The 16,520-nt window shown below is 67.9% G+C and carries 19 protein-coding genes; 11 read left to right on the top strand and 8 right to left on the bottom strand.

Annotated elements, in window-relative coordinates:
- The first annotated feature begins 16 nt into the window (after window positions 1-16).
- The 6 genes from AB0M70_RS27545 to AB0M70_RS27520 all read left to right on the top strand — a co-directional run bounded on the left by AB0M70_RS27545 (window position 17) and on the right by AB0M70_RS27520 (window position 4,193).
- A complete protein-coding gene (locus AB0M70_RS27545) occupies window positions 17-319 on the top strand; it encodes a WXG100 family type VII secretion target (protein WP_365823753.1) in 303 nt (100 codons plus the stop codon).
- A 197-nt stretch (window positions 320-516) separates the two neighbouring features.
- A complete protein-coding gene (locus tag AB0M70_RS27540) occupies window positions 517-801 on the top strand; it encodes a hypothetical protein (protein WP_365823751.1) in 285 nt (94 codons plus the stop codon).
- Window positions 802-804: 3 nt separating this feature from the next.
- Window positions 805-2,211: a hypothetical protein gene (locus AB0M70_RS27535; RefSeq protein ID WP_365823749.1), complete on the top strand. Its 1,407-nt coding sequence runs from the start codon at window positions 805-807 to the stop codon at window positions 2,209-2,211.
- A gap of 56 nt (window positions 2,212-2,267) precedes the next feature.
- Entirely contained in the window at window positions 2,268-2,978 is a 711-nt protein-coding gene (locus AB0M70_RS27530) for a hypothetical protein (protein WP_365823747.1), read from the top strand.
- 31 nt (window positions 2,979-3,009) lie between these two features.
- On the top strand, window positions 3,010-3,639 hold the full coding sequence (locus AB0M70_RS27525) for a hypothetical protein (RefSeq protein WP_365823745.1): 630 nt from the start codon (window positions 3,010-3,012) through the stop codon (window positions 3,637-3,639).
- A 2-nt stretch (window positions 3,640-3,641) separates the two neighbouring features.
- Window positions 3,642-4,193, top strand: a complete 552-nt coding sequence (locus AB0M70_RS27520; RefSeq protein ID WP_365823743.1) for a hypothetical protein — start codon at window positions 3,642-3,644, stop codon at window positions 4,191-4,193.
- 33 nt (window positions 4,194-4,226) lie between these two features.
- On the opposite strand, the gene AB0M70_RS27515 is transcribed toward AB0M70_RS27520, so the two are convergent.
- The 7 genes from AB0M70_RS27515 to AB0M70_RS27485 all read right to left on the bottom strand — a co-directional run bounded on the left by AB0M70_RS27515 (window position 4,227) and on the right by AB0M70_RS27485 (window position 12,485).
- Window positions 4,227-5,300, bottom strand: a complete 1,074-nt coding sequence (locus AB0M70_RS27515; protein ID WP_365823741.1) for a hypothetical protein — start codon at window positions 5,298-5,300, stop codon at window positions 4,227-4,229.
- On the bottom strand, window positions 5,291-5,941 hold the full coding sequence (locus tag AB0M70_RS27510; protein ID WP_365823739.1) for a hypothetical protein: 651 nt from the start codon (window positions 5,939-5,941) through the stop codon (window positions 5,291-5,293). The genes AB0M70_RS27515 and AB0M70_RS27510 overlap by 10 nt, the downstream gene beginning before the upstream one ends.
- Window positions 5,942-6,104: 163 nt before the next feature.
- Window positions 6,105-6,866, bottom strand: a complete 762-nt coding sequence (locus AB0M70_RS27505) for a hypothetical protein (RefSeq protein WP_365823737.1) — start codon at window positions 6,864-6,866, stop codon at window positions 6,105-6,107.
- A 185-nt stretch (window positions 6,867-7,051) separates the two neighbouring features.
- Window positions 7,052-8,407 carry a hypothetical protein gene (locus AB0M70_RS27500; RefSeq protein ID WP_365823735.1) on the bottom strand — a complete coding sequence of 452 codons (1,356 nt, stop codon included), beginning with the start codon at window positions 8,405-8,407 and terminating at the stop codon, window positions 7,052-7,054.
- A complete protein-coding gene (locus AB0M70_RS27495; RefSeq protein ID WP_365823733.1) occupies window positions 8,397-10,439 on the bottom strand; it encodes a hypothetical protein in 2,043 nt (680 codons plus the stop codon). The genes AB0M70_RS27500 and AB0M70_RS27495 overlap by 11 nt, the downstream gene beginning before the upstream one ends.
- Window positions 10,440-10,779: 340 nt before the next feature.
- Entirely contained in the window at window positions 10,780-11,805 is a 1,026-nt protein-coding gene (locus tag AB0M70_RS27490) for a hypothetical protein (protein ID WP_365823731.1), read from the bottom strand.
- Window positions 11,802-12,485, bottom strand: coding sequence for a hypothetical protein (locus tag AB0M70_RS27485; protein ID WP_365823729.1), 684 nt, complete (start codon window positions 12,483-12,485; stop codon window positions 11,802-11,804). Before AB0M70_RS27485 ends, AB0M70_RS27490 begins: the two co-directional genes overlap by 4 nt.
- A 190-nt stretch (window positions 12,486-12,675) precedes the next feature.
- Between AB0M70_RS27485 and AB0M70_RS27480 the strand changes: the two genes are divergently transcribed.
- The 4 genes from AB0M70_RS27480 to AB0M70_RS27465 all read left to right on the top strand — a co-directional run bounded on the left by AB0M70_RS27480 (window position 12,676) and on the right by AB0M70_RS27465 (window position 14,668).
- A complete protein-coding gene (locus tag AB0M70_RS27480) occupies window positions 12,676-13,188 on the top strand; it encodes a hypothetical protein (RefSeq protein WP_365823727.1) in 513 nt (170 codons plus the stop codon).
- 181 nt (window positions 13,189-13,369) lie between these two features.
- On the top strand, window positions 13,370-14,011 hold the full coding sequence (locus AB0M70_RS27475; protein WP_365823725.1) for a hypothetical protein: 642 nt from the start codon (window positions 13,370-13,372) through the stop codon (window positions 14,009-14,011).
- A 37-nt stretch (window positions 14,012-14,048) separates the two neighbouring features.
- Entirely contained in the window at window positions 14,049-14,312 is a 264-nt protein-coding gene (locus AB0M70_RS27470) for a hypothetical protein (RefSeq protein WP_365823723.1), read from the top strand.
- Window positions 14,312-14,668 (top strand): hypothetical protein, encoded by a 357-nt coding sequence (locus AB0M70_RS27465; RefSeq protein WP_365823721.1) that lies wholly within the window; start codon window positions 14,312-14,314, stop codon window positions 14,666-14,668. The genes AB0M70_RS27470 and AB0M70_RS27465 overlap by 1 nt, the downstream gene beginning before the upstream one ends.
- Window positions 14,669-14,847: 179 nt before the next feature.
- On the opposite strand, the gene AB0M70_RS27460 is transcribed toward AB0M70_RS27465, so the two are convergent.
- Entirely contained in the window at window positions 14,848-15,705 is an 858-nt protein-coding gene (locus tag AB0M70_RS27460) for a serine protease (protein ID WP_365823718.1), read from the bottom strand.
- Between the two features lie 270 nt (window positions 15,706-15,975).
- Here AB0M70_RS27460 and AB0M70_RS27455 point away from each other — a divergent pair, with 270 nt between their 5' ends.
- The gene (locus AB0M70_RS27455) at window positions 15,976-16,482 is read left to right on the top strand and encodes a hypothetical protein (RefSeq protein ID WP_365823716.1); all 507 of its coding nucleotides are present in this window, start codon (window positions 15,976-15,978) and stop codon (window positions 16,480-16,482) included.
- The last annotated feature ends 38 nt before the right edge of the window (window positions 16,483-16,520 follow it).

The raw sequence follows: 16,520 nt of genomic DNA, 5'->3' as shown, positions 1-16,520 counted from the left end.
TTGGATGTGAAGCCACATGGCCAAAGACGCCGATATCACCTATGAGGAGATGCGGACCGCGGCGGGCAAGCTGAACGACGCCAAGGACAAGATCGACGAGAAGCTCGACGCTCTCGAGCGTTTCGTCGAGAACCTGGTGAAGAACGGCTACACGACTCGCAAGGGTTCGCAGGCCTTCGAGGACTCCTTCAAGGAGTTCAAGAAGGGCGCCAAGGACACCATCGAGGGCCTCACGGGCATGGGCAAGTTCCTGACCAGCGCCGCGAAGGCGTACGAGGACCTGGACGACGACCTCGCCAAGGGCGTCAAGGGCAAGTGATCCTCTCCTGGGGCGAGTGATCGGGCCCCAGGGCGAGTGATCCGGCCCTCGGGCAGGTGAACAACCCGGTGCGATGGGCCGCCGCATGCCGCGGCGGTCCATCGCACCGGTCGTATGTCGGTAGGTCGTATGTCGGTAGTGCGATGCATGGGGGCGCTGTGGGTGGCGGTGGCGACCGGGCCAGGCTGGACCTTGACGTGATCAAGGGCATGGGCACCGGGCTCAACAATGTGAAGAAGGCCTTCGAAGGCCTGGAAGACCTCGGCGGTCAGTACGAGGACGACTTCGGGAACGGCGATCTGGCCGACAAGTTCGGGGATTTCGCCGACAACTGGAAGTTGAGCCGCAAAAGGCTGACGGACGAGGTCGACGCGCTCGCCCAGATCGCCAAGGCCGCCGCCGAGGCCTACGAGGACATCGACCATCAGCTGGCCGAGGCGATCCGCGGCGCGGACGACCCCAAGTCGAAGAAGAAGGGCTGACCCATGGCCGGACGCCCACGCGATTGGCACCCGGTCGCGGACAGCGACCCCATCCCCGGTGACGCCGACCGGGTCGCGAACCTGGGGAAGAAGCTCCGCAAGACCGCCGACGAGCTCGAGAAGCAGATCAGGAACATCAAGGCGGTCTCCGAGGTGGAGGCCTGGGACAGCAAGGCGGGCAAGGAGTTCCGCGAGAAGGCCCAGGGCAACGTGAAGAAGCTGGAAGCCGCCTTCAAGCGCTACGACACGGCGGCGGACGCCTTCGGCAGCGAGGTCACGGAGGTCGGCGGCAGGTTCGACGACAAGCTGCACGCCAAGCCGAAGAACTACGCGTCGGACCTGAACCGGGCGCAGGAGATGGCGGACCTGGCGCTCAAGGAGGCGCAGGACGCGGACGAGCGCAAGAGCGCGAGCCAGAAGAGCCTGGACGGCTTGTCCGACAAGGACAAGGACAAGGACAAGGACAAGGACAAGGGCGGCGGGGACGGGAAGGACGGCAAGAAGAAGCTGGAGGAGGCGCGGGACGCCGCGGGCGACGAGATCGAGGCCGCAAGGAAGAAGATCGACCAGGCCAGGAAGGTCCGGGACGACGCGGCGAAGCGGGCCCGTGACGCGATCGAGGACGTCATCGCGGACGACTCCCTGAAGGACGGCTTCTGGGAGACCCTCGTCGACGACATCAAGTCGGTGACGGAGCTGATCTCCACCGTCTGCGGAATCCTTTCCTTGGTGGTCGGCTGGATTCCGGTGATCGGCCAGGCGCTGGCGGGAGTCCTGGGCGCGATCGCCATGATCGCCACGCTGATCACCACGATCTGCACAATCATCCAGGTCTTCCAGGGCAACGCCGACTGGATGGACGTGGGGCTTGCGGCGGTCGGCTTCCTGCTGATGGGCGTGGGCAAGGCCTTCTCCAAGGTGGCGGGGAAGTTCGCCAAGAACGCACTCGGCAAGATGGGCCGGGCCGGAAAGGCGCGGACCACGAAGCAGGTCACCCGGGCGAACAAGAACCTGCGCAAGCTCTCCGGCAAGAAGTTCAAGCTGGAGAAGGGCGAGGGCTGGAAGTCCCTCAAGGAGCCTTTCACCGAGCCGTTCTCGAAGGCGGCCTGGAGCAAGAATCTCAAGACCCTCAAGCCCGGCAGCGGAAACTTCGCTGCCGCGAGGAACGAGCTGGCGGAGCGGGGCGGCGGAAGCGCCTTCAAGGGCATCGGGAAGTCGTTCTCCATGGCCGACCCCGGTGTCGCCTCCGACCTGAAGGCCATCAAGTCGGGAGCGGCCGGACTCGGCAACTTCGACGTCAACGCCGTGAGCCAGATCTCGAAGACGGCGACGCGTCTGGGGGTCACCGGAGCGGGCATCACACTGGCCGGCCTCGGCCTTGACGGTAACCTCAACCCGCTCGTGGCCTGAGCCCCGCTGAAGCTCTCGTGGCCTGAGTCCTCCCACCGCACCGAAGAAGGAACGCAGTGAACACACCAGACGACGACGTCCCGGCGCTGTCCGAGGACTTCGCGGTCCGCATCGACCTCCAGCCCGGCTGGGTCGACCTGACGCTGCGCGAGCCCTCCAAGGCCGAGGCGAAGGCACTCGCCACCAAGACCGTCAACGAGCTCAACCCGCTCTCCCTGGAGATCGAGAAGAGCGCGGTCTTCGACGACATGGCCGAGCGGGCACTCAACCTCAACGAGGACGCTCCGGCGCTGGCGGCGGCGTACTACTCCGAGAGCGGCGAGGGCCTGATCAGCCTCATGGTCGACTCGTACGGGGACGAGGGCGTGCCGCGTCCCACGCCGGACGAGGTGCTGCCCCTGCTCCTGGAGTGGGAGAACGGCGAGGTCGTGGGGGAGCCGGAGGTGACCCGCCTGGAGCTGGCGGCGGGCCCCGCGCTGCGGGTCCAGGCGACGCTGAAGATCAAGCGGATGCTGGGCCTCGGCCGGCGCATCACCGAGTTCGTGAAGTACGCGGTGTTCCCGCCCGGCATGCAGAGCCTCGTCGTGGTGACGGCGACGTGGGAGAAGATCCAGCTGACGGAGGAGAACACACAGCGGGTGGACGAGATCGTCCCGACGCTGAGGCTGTCCCTGGTGGACGAGGACGGAAACGAGATCGCGGACGAGGACGGAAACGACATCGCGGACGAGGACGGAAACGAGATCGTCCCGAAGCCGGAATCCTGACGACCTGAGTGAATTCGAGACCCGGAATCCGATGAAGAACGCCAGCGAATTCACTTCGCCGCCCTCCGACTACAACGTCATCGTCCCCGACGGCTGGTTCCAGCTGCCGCTCGCGCCCGAGCACCGCGACCAGGGCATCATGGCGCTGGCGGACCAGCAGTTCCGGGGCGTGGACAACGCCCCGCACATCAAGAAGCAGTTCATGCGGGAGATGCAGAAGAAGGCCAAGGGTGCCTACGGCATCGGCGGCACCGAGCTCTACATCTCCACCCTGTCCGTCGGCCAGCTCCCGCTGGCCTCCTCGCTCCTGATCAGCATCCCGGGCCCGGACGAGTGGCCGAACATTTCCTCTCCCGAGGAGCTGGCGGAGCACCTGGCGAGCAAGAACGGCTCCGACGCCGAGCCGCAGGACGAGACCGCCGAGGTCGGCGTGGTGACCCTGGAGGCGGCGGGCCGCGCCGTGCGCCAGCGCCGCAGGGAACTGTCGGACGCGTCCGCCCAGTTGGGCAGCACCCTGCCGAACACGCTCGTCACGTACTACGTCCCGATCCCCGCCACCAAGAGCTGGCTGCTCCTGAACTTCTCCACCCCCGTGGACCCGCTCGCGGACCGGATGGTGGAACTGTTCGACGCGGTGGCGGGCACGCTGCACTGGGACTGACGATGACGCAACAGCAAGCCCGTTTCCGCCCTCGGGACGGATTCGGTATCGCTGCCGCCGTGCTGGTGCTCGCGGCCGCGGTGGTCGGCTTCCTCTGGGCGAAGGGCGCCTGGCGCTCCGCGATCCGTCAGGCCCCGGGCCTGATGGTGGACTGGCCGGGCGGGGCGTGGGTCTTCGGGGTGGTGTGCGGCCTGCTGGCCGTGGCCGGAGTCATCGCCGGGCTGTGGATCACTGACGCCTGGCAGGGGACCACCGCGCCGTGGCGGCTCGCCCGCGGCGTGGGCAAGGCCGTGTCCTGGGGACTGCCGGCCGTCCTGACCCTGTACTTCCTCCAGGCTCTGCCCGGCCGCAACTGCCGCTCGTACGAGCCGACTTGCCAAGCGGTCGACGGCGTGGGCCCGGCCATCGTGTCGTACGCCATCACGGCTGGGGCCGTGGGGTGGGCCGTCCACCGGTTTCGTGCGGGCCGCGCGGCGCACCGCCAGGCGGAGCGACAGGCGCGGCTGCGAAAGTTGCGGAAGAAGGGCAAGGGGAAGAGCCGGGCGGCGCGGTAGGCGCATCCCGCGCCGCCGCGCCGCCGGGGCTTGTCAGCGGTTGATGGACTGGATTTCCTCGATCGTGATGTCCTGGACCGCCTCGATCGTGCCGTTGGGCATGGGCTCCGCATTCGCTTGGCCCGTTCCCGTCCAGCTGATCTCCCACGTAAGGGAAGCCTTGAGAGGGACCGTCTCGCCGCCGGAAGAGCGGTGGTACGTGATGCCGCAGGGCGGGGTTTCCTCGGACTTGCCCTTCGCGTAGGGCTCACCGATCCTGCCGTCGACGATGGGGCATTCACCGTCGGCGGGGATGATGGTCGCGTCCTTGGTCCCGGGGTCGAGCGTGAGGGACTTCGGCTTGGCGGTCGTGGTCGCCTCGAGGTTGAAGCCGGGGACGTTGATGGCCGCCGTCGCCTTGACCTCGTCGAACACGGCCTTGTCGAGCCAGGCCCAGGTGGGCAGATTCACCTTGGTGACGGCCTCGGGCGCGAGGGTGACCTTGGTGCCCGGCAGTTCCATGTGCTGGTAGGCGAGGGCGGCCAGCATCTCCGAGGTGATGGCCTCCTCGTGCTGGGGCGGCGGGGGCTCGCCGTTGTCGACCCAGAAGGGAATGTCGGAGCACGACATCCGCGCGAGGGCGTCCGGCTCATTGGGGTTCTCGACGCCCGCCCAGAACATCCCCTTGCCGTCCTTCTCGACGTTGTAGTCCTTGTAGCCGGGGGTGTCCGTCCAGCCGAAGTTGTCCTCGTAGTGGCGCTGGAGCTGCCCCAGGGCGGTTCCCCCCGAGCCCAGTCCGGGGGTATCCAGCTGATCCTTGATGTTCGCCGACATCTTCTTCTTGAAGTCCTTGGCACCGAGGTACGGGGCGTACCAGCAGGGCGGCGGGTCCCAGTTGACGTCGGCGGAGGTGACGTTTCCGCTGCTGCCGTCCTTGGTGACGGCTCCGGAGTACTGCACCTTGGCGGCCGCGAAGATGCCGGTGCTGTCGCTGCCGCCCTGCTCCTCCTTTTCGCCGCCCTTGCCGTTGCCGAAGTCTTCGTCGGCGTGGGCGACCCCGCTCGCCAGGAGACCGCTGATGGCGACGGACAGAGTGAGGCAGGTGATCGCGGCTCGGTTCAGGCGCATTGGCCCGCCTTTTCCGTCACGTACACGACCGAAGCACGCCACAAGTCATCATCCCCCGGAAACTTGGACATAATAATCTTGAAGAAGTCGTACGAAGCTGGTCCGGGTGCCCCCTTGCGCACCTTCTTCGACTTCACTTCCTTCGAGTAGAACTTGCTGGAGTCCACGCAGAACGAGACCTCGACCGCATTGCCGTTCGGTGACTTCCGCACCTTCTCCTGGAAGTGGCGCCGAGTGCCTGTGGAGGTCAGCCCTGCGTCGATGCGGCCCTGGATCTGGGTGCGGGCGTAACTGAGCCCTTTGTCCATCGCGTAAGCGGAGACGGCCGGGTCGTTGGCCTTCTGCTCCGCGACTCCCCGATAGATCGACTGCACGAAGTGCCGGGCATCATCCAGTGCCGCGGCCTCGTCCTTGTCATTCGGCTTCTTCCAGTCGAAGACAAGGTTGATGTCCTTGGGCAGCGTCAGATCCACGCCGTCCGGCTCGTCCTCCGCCGGAGCGGACGACGGCTCCGTCGATTTCTTCGGTTTCCCCTGGTCGGCGCCAGCGATCTTGTCGTTGTCCTTGGAGCCGTCGTCTCCGCTGCCGCACGCCGTCAAGAGCAGGGCTGCGGTCGCGGCGAGCGCGGCGGTGACGGGCATGGTGCGGCGATTCACGGTCGGCTCCCGGTGGGGCGAGGGGTGTCTCAAGCAGCCTGACGCTATCCGTGGGGTTACTGGTTCCGCCAGGCTCCATAGCGGGACAAGCCACCTGATACTGGCGGACTGTCATCGTGTCGTGACGCGAAGCGGGCGGCTCGCAGGCTCAGTTGAGCTTCTTCTCCTGTGACTTGACCACTGCCGGGAAGATCTCGCCGTTACCCGAACGCGACTGCAAGAACGCGTTGGCGTCCACCGCGAAGTAGAGGGCGATGGTGTCGCCGTGGCGGGTGGCCTGCGTGCGTACGGTGTGCGTGTCGCTCTGGTACTTGGTCGTGGCCCTGAAGGCGAGGGACTCGTCGGCGTCGGGTGTGGGCGCCGTCCCCGAGGTTTCGGTGGTGACCGACTCGTACACGTTGGAGGCCTTGTCGCCCTTCGCCGTGAAACCGCCCTCGCACGCGCTGAGCGCCTTCTTCATGTCGGCCATGGCGTCCTGCGCTTTCCCGGGCGCGTACGTGGCGAGGGTGACGTAGGTGAAGGCGCCGTCGAACTCCTTCTTCTCGGCGACGCGCACGAAGCTGTCCTGCGTGTCGCCGACGGGGAACTGGCTCATCGCGTACCCGAGCGGGGCGCAGACGGGCTTGTCGAGCTTGACGGTCTCCCTCGACTTCGCGAAGACGAAGTTGTCAGAGGGCTCCACCATGGTGTGGGCGGGTACCTCGCGCTTGGTCAGGGCGAGCTGGGCGGCCGACTTCGTGGGCTTCTTCTTGGCGGCAGGCGCGGAGGATCCGGTCGCCTTGTCGGCACTCCCGCCCTTGCCGTCCTGGCCTCCCTTGTCGTCATCGCCGCTGCCGCAGGCCGTCAGTGTCAGGAGGAGCGTGGCCGCCGTGGTGAGGGAGACGGCGATGGTCGAGGTGCGGCCGTTCACTGAGGGCTCCCGGTGAGGGTGGGGGACGTGTGAGGGTGGAGGGGATGACGTTAACGGTGGGGTGGTCGGCTCTACCAGGCCCGAAAATGGGGTGATTCGCCTCATCGCGGTGGACTGTCATCGTGTCGTGACGCGAGGCGGCGTTGGTCAGGTGTTGAGCCCTCGCCCCCGCGAGGAACGGGGCCTCACCCCCGGTCCCGCCCCCGCGAAAAGTCCCCCCGCCCCACCCGCGCCGCGAGACCCTCGCCTTCGCCCTCCGAAACCCGGAGCAGCGACCCGTACCCTGTGGCAGCCCACACGCTCCGCTCGGCGGGCACCTCGAAGTACGGAATCCTGTGACCCTCGGGGCCCTCGTCCGTGAGTACCTGCGGGGCCCGGCGGGCACGGACGGCCGCCCCGCACTCCTCGCACACCGCGATGTGCAGCTGATCGCGCCGCCCCAGCGGGCGCCACCGGGTGCGGCGGTCGGCGCGGCCGTGCAGGGGGTTGAAGAAACAGAGGGGGAGCGGGGGCGTCGCGCCCTCCGCCCGGTCCAGCGCGTCCCGGCCTTCCGCCACCAGGGCCAGCACACCCGCAAGGTCCGGCAGGCCGCGTGCTGCGTCGAGGACCGTGCCCGCGGCGGCGTAGGCGTCGAGTGCGCGTCGCAGCCCCGGAGTTGAGGTGTCCGCCGCCTGGACGGCCTCGCCCAGCGCGAGGACCTCCGCCTCGGTCTGGCGGCGCAGCGCCTCCTCGTCAGCCGTATGTGCTGCCGCGAACACCGCCTGGGGAAAGGCGAAGGGTGCTCCGGTCGCGCTCGGAAAGCGCCGAGGGCCGCCCCTCCGGCTCCGTGCCCGGCCGCGTACGAAGAAGAGCAGAGCCCCGGCCGCCAGGGCGAGAGCGACGGTGACCGCGACCGGCAGCAGCCAGGGAGTGCCGCCGCCGTCCGCTCCGGCGGTGTCCTCGCGAGGCAGGCTGCCGCTCCCGCTGTCACCGTCCCGCAGGTGGTCCGTGGCGTCCTCGTACACCTTCGTGCCGTCGCCTTCCGCGATCAGCTCGATCGCCTTCTCCGTCCGGTCCGCGAGCCCCGCGTCCTTAGTCTCGTCCAGGAAGCCCACCGCGCCCACCGCGTCGTTGGCCTGGTGCTGGTCCGCGGGCCACTCGTAGCCGTTGAGGTCTCCGCTCCACTTGTCGCCGCCGGTGATGAGGACGAGTTCGCGGCGGTCGACGCGGTCATGTACGACTTCCGCGAAGGCGTCGGCCTCGCCGTCGTACGCGTCGCCCTGCACGATCGGCACCAGGGCCACCTTGATCGGCAGACCGGTCTTCTCGATCTGCCGGACGAGCTGCTTCTGACGGGCGGGAGGTACGGAGTCGGCGTACGCGGAGTCGACGTACACCGGAGACTTGCGCAACGCGTCGGCGACCTTCTCGCCCGGACTCGGCGCCCCTGGCGCTCGCGCGACCGCCGGCGACACCGAGGCGACCAGGGCTGTGAGGGCAACGCCCGCCGTCGTGAGGGCCACACCCACCCTCGTGAGCGCGCGCTTCACATCACTGGACACCGGCGTACTCCCTGACCTGGCGGATGAGTTGAGGGATTCCGTCACGAGCCGCCGGCAGCGGACCCGGCGCCTCTTCGTACGGCACGCGCTCACCGCGCCGCGGGCCCGGCAGCGTCAGCCGGAGCGTGTAGGCAAGGCGCGGCTGCTCGGCGACCAGGACGCGGCACTCCGCGCACACCGGGATGGTGCGCAGGCGCTGCTCGTCAGCCGCGTACTGGGCGTCGCGCCACCCCGTGGCCGGGCCGTGCAGCGGGTTGAGCGCACAGCAGGTCTTGTCGGCCCTTACGAGCGCGCCCCGGCCGGCCCGCGCGAGGACGATCGCGGCGGCGAGATCGGCGGGCGTGGCGTCGTCGTCGACGTGGCCGTCGGGGTCGCGGTCGGCGAGGAGCGTCGCGGTGTCGAGACAGTCCCATACACGCGTGCGGACGGCGGAGGCGAGCGCGGCGCCCTGCACCTCCGCCGCATCGAACTCGCGGGCCAGGGCATCGAGTTCGTCGCGCGCTGTGCGGCGCAGATAAGCGGGGGACGGGTCCGGGGGAGCCTCGAAGGAGGTGGTGGCGGAAGGGGCCGACGTCGTACGCGGCCGTCGCAGACCCGGCACCATGAGCCGCAGCAGCCCGAGCACGGCGGCGACGACCCCGAAGACAAGCCCGGCCGCGACCGCGCCGACCAGGAGCCCCGGCCAGAAGTCACCGGAGAAGAGCGGCGAGAGCTCGTTGTCGTCGACGGGCTCCGGTGCGTCGTCCATGCCGAGCGACGAGGTCTCCGGCTGAGCGGTGCGCGGCGCCTTGTCGAGGAACGTCATCAGGTCGTCGAGCCGCTTGCCGAGCCGGTGGTCGGTGGAGCGGTCGTCGTCATCGCCGTAGCGGATGGAGTCGGGGAGTTCGAAGCCGATGAGGTCGGCGTCGATGCGCACGTCGTACGTGACGACGTCGATGGAGCCCGCGATCGGATCGGCGACGACGTACACGCCGTGGTCGCCCTTGGCCCCCATCTTCTGCCGCACGGCCTCCACGAAAAGCTCGGGCTCGCCCTCGGACTCGTCTTCGGTGAGCTGCGGAACGAGGGCGACGAACACCGGTCCGCGCCCGAATTCACGGGCCCGCTCCCTGAGTTCCCGCTCCTGCGTGGCGTCGAGTACGTGGGGGCTCTCGGGATCGCTGTAGAGCGGACCGCTCTCCCGCAGCCCGTCGGCGACGCGCTCGACGCGGCTCGACAGGTCGGATGCGGTGGGTGGCGGCGCGGCGCTGGAGGTCTCCTGGTCGAAGACGAGCGAGGCACCGAGGGCGATCGCTCCGGCGGCGAGCACGGCTGCCCCGGCCTCGAGACGGCGGGCGCTCAGGCGGCGGTGCGGGCCGCTGGTGGTGGCCGTCCCTGTGACGCGCCGCCGCCATCGGCGTATGTACGGGCTGAGACCGATGATCAGCAGCGGTACGCCGCTGAGGGCGATGCCGGTGACGAACGACTGGTTGTCGCGGTCGACGGGAGCGATGTACATCTTCGGCACATCGCCGCCGGAGGACTCGTTCTTCTCACGGGCGCTCTCCGCGCGCTCGGCGGCCTTCTTGCCGCCCAGGGCGATGACGTCGGTGAACCGCTCGAATTTGAGCAAGGGTCCCGCATCGTACGGAAGTTCATAGAGCGCGACGGTCGACGCGTCATCGGCGGGCGCCCGCACCCCGAAGGCCGCGGCGTCGACGACACCCATGTCGTCGACGAGCACATACAGCCCGTCCCGACCCAGCCGGTCATGCACGGCCGCGAGCAGCCGTTCTCCGCCGACGCCGCCCTGGTCGGGCAGCACGAGAACGTAGGTGGGCACCTTGGTCCGCTGGGCCAACTTCCTGAACTGCGGGGCGGTGGAGCGGGGGACGTCGCGGGGGAGCTGGTCGGTCACGTAGACGGGGTCGGCGCGGAGGAGGGTGGCTAGGGCGGCGGCTTGGGTGGGGGCGGCGTCGTCCGGCGCGGTGGGGGCCGCGAGCGCGGGAGTGGCGCCGCCGATGAGGAGGAGGAAGGAGAGGGCGGCGAGCAAGGCGAGGAATCGCGATCGCCGCGGTCGCCGTTGCCGCCCCCTCGACCCCACACCCGCAACCGCAACCGCACCCGCACCTACCACCTGTCGATCCCCCACCCGTCCCGCCTTCACCCATCCCACCCCGTTGCTCATTGGCCGCACTTTACTGTCGCGACGGAGGCGGTTCCATGGGGGTTCTGTCACGGGAGGGTCTGAGGGGATGACGTCGTCCGAGTGCCGAATCGTGACGACGAAATCGCCGTCGGGGCGCCGCGTGACGAGGGGAGTACCGGCGGCGGAATGTGCGGCGGCGAAGGTCATGACCGTCACGCGAAGCCGGCCAGCCGGCCGTGTGCGATCAGCGGTTGACGGACTGAATCTCTTCGACGGTGATCGGCTGATCGTTGCCGTACTCGCCGTCGGGCAGCTCGCCGCCCGGACTGTTCGTGCCGGTCCAGGTGATTTCCCAGGTGGCGGTGGCTTGGAGGTTGAAGGTGCCATCGCCCGAAGAGCGCTGATAGGTGACGCCACAGGGCGGAGTCTGCTTCGACTTGCCCTTTGCGTACGGCTCCCCGATCGAACCGTCGCCGTTGAGCTCGCACTTGCCGGAAGCGGGGATCCGCACGGCGTCCTCGGTGCCCGGCTTGATGCTGAGCGCGACCGGCTTCGCGGTGGTCGTCGCCTCGATGTGCAGCCCGGGAGCGTCGAGCGAGGCGGTGACGGACACGGGCTCGAAGTCCCCCTTGTCGAGCCAGGCCCAGGTGGGCAGGTTCACCTTGGAGGGGCCGTCGGGGGCGAGGGAGACCTTGGTGCCGGGGACCTTGATCTGGTTGTAGGCGAGCTCGGCGAGAGTTTCGGCGTCGATGGCCTCGGGAACGCCGGGGTCTTCACCGTTCTCGACCCAGAAGGGCGGCTTGTTGCACTTCTGCTGTTCCTCAAGCGTGGCGTCGGGGCTGAACTGGGCGCCCCACCACATCCCTTCCTTCTCCTTGTCGATGTTGTAGTTGTCCTTGGCGTAGCCCTGGTTCTCGTCGGACATGTTCTTCAACTCATCCCGTGGAGCCCCGGGATCGTGCCGCGCGGTGAAGTACAGCCGGTCGCGGAATTTCGCGAACTCGCCGGCCTTCCATTCCGGTGCGTACCAGCATGGTGGCGGCGTCCAGTTGGGGTCGACGGAGGTTACGGGGCCCGATCCCGGCCCGTCGTTCCCGGACGACTTGTAGCTGATGCGCGCCATGGCGCCGACGGTGTTGTCCTTCTTCGTGGCCGACGTATTGCTGTCGCTGATCACGGGGTCCTCACCGGCCACCGCCGGGCCCGCGGCCGCGAGCAGCAGGGCGGTACTTGTGGCAGTCAGGACCAGCGATATCCGGCGAGTGGTCACCTGCACTCCTCAGCCTTCTCCTGCACCTGCACCTTTTGGGCCCGCCACAGACCCTTGGCGTTCTTGGAGGGGGTCATGAGGACCTGCCAGGAGTAGTAATCGTTGACGCTCGGCTTTGTGTGATGGACCTTCTTGGTCTTCACTTCTTTGCTGTAGAGCTTGGTGCTGTCGCTGCAGAAGGAAACGACGCTCGTCTTCTTGTTTACGGCGGGAGTGACCTTGGTGCGGGAGAAGCGCATTTCCCCGCTGATGGTCAGCCCTCGGTCGACGCGCTGCTTGATCTGGTCCTTCGCGTACGCCTGAGCGGGGCTCTTGTACTCCGAATAGAACTTGTACGCCGCGCTGTCCACGTCCTGCTCGGTGATGCCGTACCGGATGGCTCGCACGAAACTCTGGGCGTCACTCGCGGCTGCGGCCTGCTCGGGCTGACTCACGTTGACCTCGTCGAAAACGAGGCTGACGTCGGAGGGGAGCTGCATCATCGGGCGCTCGATGCCAGGAACGTCGCTTTTGCTCGCGCTCGGCGAAGTGGACTTCTTCGCTCCACCCTCATCCGCCCCGGCGATCTTGTCCTTGCCCGAGTCCTTGTCGTCGCCTCCACCCCCGCATCCGCTCAGCAGCAGGGCAGTGGCCGCCGTCAGTGAGACGACGGCGGCGGGCAGGGCGCGACTGCGATTCACGTGTGACTCCCGGTGGGGCGACAGTTCTTCAAGCCATCCGAAGGTACTGAAGGGGTCGATGGCTTCGCCAGGTTTCACAATGGCAAGTAGTGAATGCCTCGTGAGACGAGTGACCGTACAAATAGCCCCAGTTCGGTCGCAGTCCGGACGAACACCCTGCCCTGCCCGCCGGAATGGAATACTCCGCCAGATGAAGTACGTACAGGCCGACTGGGACGAGGAATCCCACGGCTTCCGAGTCGACCCACGGGAATACCTGGCAGTACTGCCCGCCCTCAGAGGGTCGCTACCCGACGGCGCATGGGCCTTTGCTTCCGACGCGGGGCATTACGACTTCGCGAACGTTCGCTGCGTAAAGGACCTGGAGCTCACGGACATCTCCCTCCCCACGAAGACGGCGAGCGGTTCGGGCAGGGCGGCGCTTACTTTCGCCCCGAACCAGTGGAAACACGACAAGGGGCTACGTATCGCATACGAAGGTGTCACGCACTTCTCCATCGAGTACGCGAGGTCGATCGACTGGATGCAGACGATCACCCTGCTGCTGGACGAAGTCCTGCCGTGCGACGCCGAGCGCGATGACGGGTGCGGAGGCGCGTGTGGGGGAGTGACCCACGAGATAGAGCTGACGGACGCAACGATCAAGGTGCACTGCGCGGACCTGACGGCGACGTGGGGGAGGGGCGGGGGCGGATGCAGATAATTCCCGCTCATGTACCGGTAGGGGCCGACGCTGATGGGACTTTCCTGCAATCCCGCGCCAAGCCGCTCCACACCCCACCCACGGACTCAGCCCGAGGCACCCCCACCCAGGAGCGCCATTCCGCCTCGTACGCTGACAAGCCGAAGTCGACAGAGAGCACACAGGGGACGGGGACAACAGCATGGCCCGCTACACCGAAGCGCAGACCATCGCCCGCGGCGGATTCAGCATCAAGGTGCCGGAGACCTGGTGGGAGTTCGACGTCCGGCCGGAGTCGCGCGACGCGAGCATCCGGCAGATGATCAACGACCGCATACGCGAGCGCCCCGAGCTGGAGCCGCACCGGGGCACCTTCGAGGGCTTCCTGCGCAAGGCGTCCAAGGAGGCCTGGCAGTCCGGGGCCCTGTACTGCGGCTGCATGGCGGAAAGCTTCGGCGGTGACGTGCCGGTCACCGGCTCGGTCACGGTCTCCCTGGTCGGCGCCCGCACGTCGAACGGCGACGTGCTGCCGACCGACCCCGCGGCGATCGTGGCCCAGCTCGGCGTACGGGAGGCCAAGCGCGAGGGCGACACGTATCGCAAGGTGACGACGGTCGAGATACCGGGCGTGGGGCCGGCGGCCCGCACGTACGGCATCGAGGACGTCTCGGTCCCCGGCGACGACCGCACGATCCGCGTCGTACTGATGCAGACGTTCATCCCGGTGCCGGGCCAGGAGGGCAAGGTCGCACTGGTGGCGGGCAGCAGCCAGGTCCTGGACCTCGCCGACTCCTTCTTCGACATCTTCGACGCGGTGACGTCAACGTTCCGCTTCGCGGAATAGGTGGGCAATATGCGAGGGAGGAAGGAGGAATGCTTCTGTGGAGCGGACGATCGAAGAGGCAAGGCGCAGCAGAGGCGACCGGTTGGCCTCGGACGAACCGGGCCTCACCGTGCAGTCCGGCCCTAGCATCGTGATCTTCTATTGCGTGTGCTTCGCGGTTCTTCTGGCTGTGGCGCTCGCCTGCTTGTTCCTCGGTTCCGATCAGTGGTTGTCCGTGGCCCTGATAGCAGGGTTGGCGGCGGTGGTCGCCGTACGCCCTCTGATCGCGATCAGTGCAGGCTCTATCGGAACAAGCTCCTGATGGGCCGAGTACGCAAGGCGCTGGGCGCCGGGTTGCCGACGCGGGCGCATGCCGTGCGCTTCGGCCTTCACGCGCACAGCGCACCTGACGCCTCACCGTGGGATGCGGCCCCGGTGAAGGAGGGCGCCGTCATAGTGACGGCTGACGGTCTACAACTGCTCAGTCCTGTGGATTCCACCGACCTTCCTCTCGCCGATGTACTGGGAGTTGTTGTGATGTCGGGACGAAGGTTCACCCCTGACCGATTCGACGTCCACCTTCGTTCGGGGGAGGCGATCGAGATGAACACGCTGGGGGCGGGCGCGCTCAGCGCGGATATGTTGCAGGCGGGCGTCAAGGTGTTGCGGGAACTCTGAGAGAGGTGGGCCGGCCGTCCACGGTCCCGGCGGTCTCTGATGCGGGAGGGCCCGTGAAAAGGATGAAGGGGCAGCGACGGCGGCATCGGGCGGAAGGGTAGGGCGTAGAGGACGCGGGCAAGCCGGCGGAAGCTCGGCCCGGCTTTGGGCCGGGCCGAGCCCCCAAGGTGAATCTGGGCTCAGCGGCGGTTCATCGCTCGCTTTATCTTCTTGCCCGCAGGCGACTCATCCAGCGTTTTCCACAGCTTTGATGAGCTCACCGATGTGTAGACGCCCGGGGCGCCCTGGGCGCCGCAGCCGTCGCCGTACGAGACCACGCCGATCTGGATCGGGGCCCTGCGGCCGGGGACCGTGCGGAAGATGGGGCCGCCGCTGTCGCCCTGGCAGGAGTCCTTCGTCTCGACTCCCGCGCAGAAGTTGACCTTTGCGTTGTACTCGGCGTAACTCGTGCCGCATTCCGCGTGCGAGAGGATCGGGACCTTTACCTCGCGGAGGCGGTCCGGGGTGTGGGGGAGTTCCGTGTCCGTGTTGCCCCAGCCCGCGACCGTCGCCTTCTGACCCGGGCGGATCAGGGCGTCCGTGCCCTGGGTGGGGAGCGCGATCGGGCTTATCCCCTTCACCGGCTTGCTGAGCTGGATGAACGCTACGTCGTACGCCTCCTGGCCCTTGAGGTAGCGCGGGTGGACCACCACGCCGCCCTTCACCACGTTGCGTATCTGGCCCTGGCCGGACTTGGAGAGCACCGTGCGGCCAACCGCCACCTGGAGCTTCTTCGGCTTCAGGGGCTTGCCCGCGTCGTCCACCAGGCAGTGTGCCGCCGTCATGATCGTGTCCGCCGTGACGAGGCTGCCGCCGCAGAACTGGCGGTCCAGCGCGCTGCCGGAGCCCTTGTCCATGACGGCCGCCATGAAGGGGTAGGCGTCGTTCGGCACTTCGGTGCCGCCGATGATCGCGTGCGCAGGCGTTGCCGTGGCGATCAGGGTCAGGGATGCGGCTGCCGCCATTGCCATCGCCGCGGCTGTGGGGGTCACGTTCATCCGACGCTTCGAGGGGGCGGAGTGAAAGGAAAGTCTCATGGGGGTTGAATTTCTCTTCCGTGGTGCGCAGAGCAGGAGTTGTTGTTTGTAGCTTGTTCTGCACGTGAGACGGGTTAGCGCGCGTGGGGGTTCATCGGGTGATGGGCGGGCTTTCGAGGTCGAGAAAAGTGTCGAGAGGAGTGGGGACTGACTGTGCCGGAGCCGCGTGAGGCGGGGGCCTCTCTGACCGGGGCGTGGATCGACGCGTGGGTATCCCGCGTACGGGAGGGGGTGGATTCTCATCTCCGGGGGTTCGAAGCTCGGGTTGGTTATCCGCCCGACTGCAACTCGGTCGGCCCCGCGCGCAAGTTGGAGGAGACCGAGCGCCTTGAGATCGCGGCGGCTTCCGCTGACCTCGCTCTCCTCTACTGCCACCTGAGCCACCTCAGCCTCCCCGACGTAGGTCCCGGGCTCTTCGTGCACTCCGCCCAGCAGACAGTGGCCGGGCTGCGCGGAGATCTGCCCACCCGGATCGAAGGTGCGGTCGGCGACACCCCCGATGGCGCCCGCAACGGCACCCTCGACCACCCCGTCGTCGTCTTCGGGTCCGACGGTGGCGGCGCGCTCTTCGCGCTCAGTCGAGGTGACGGCGCGACCGTCTATCGCCTGCCAGTAGGCCGAGTTGACGGTCAGACCTACCGCCCGGCCCCCTCCACCTCCACGCCGACCGAAGTCCTGGCCCCGAGCCTCCAGGCCTTCCTCACGTACGTCGAAGACCAGCTTCGGCAGCAGCCCTGAGCCCTGCCTCCCCCCACACAACATGGCCGAAGCAGGAC

It is taken from the genome of Streptomyces sp. NPDC051214 (assembly GCF_040682375.1).
Lineage (GTDB): Bacteria > Actinomycetota > Actinomycetes > Streptomycetales > Streptomycetaceae > Streptomyces.
The sequence above is the reverse complement of the archived record's forward strand: the minus strand, read 5'-3'. Positions and strand labels throughout refer to the sequence as shown.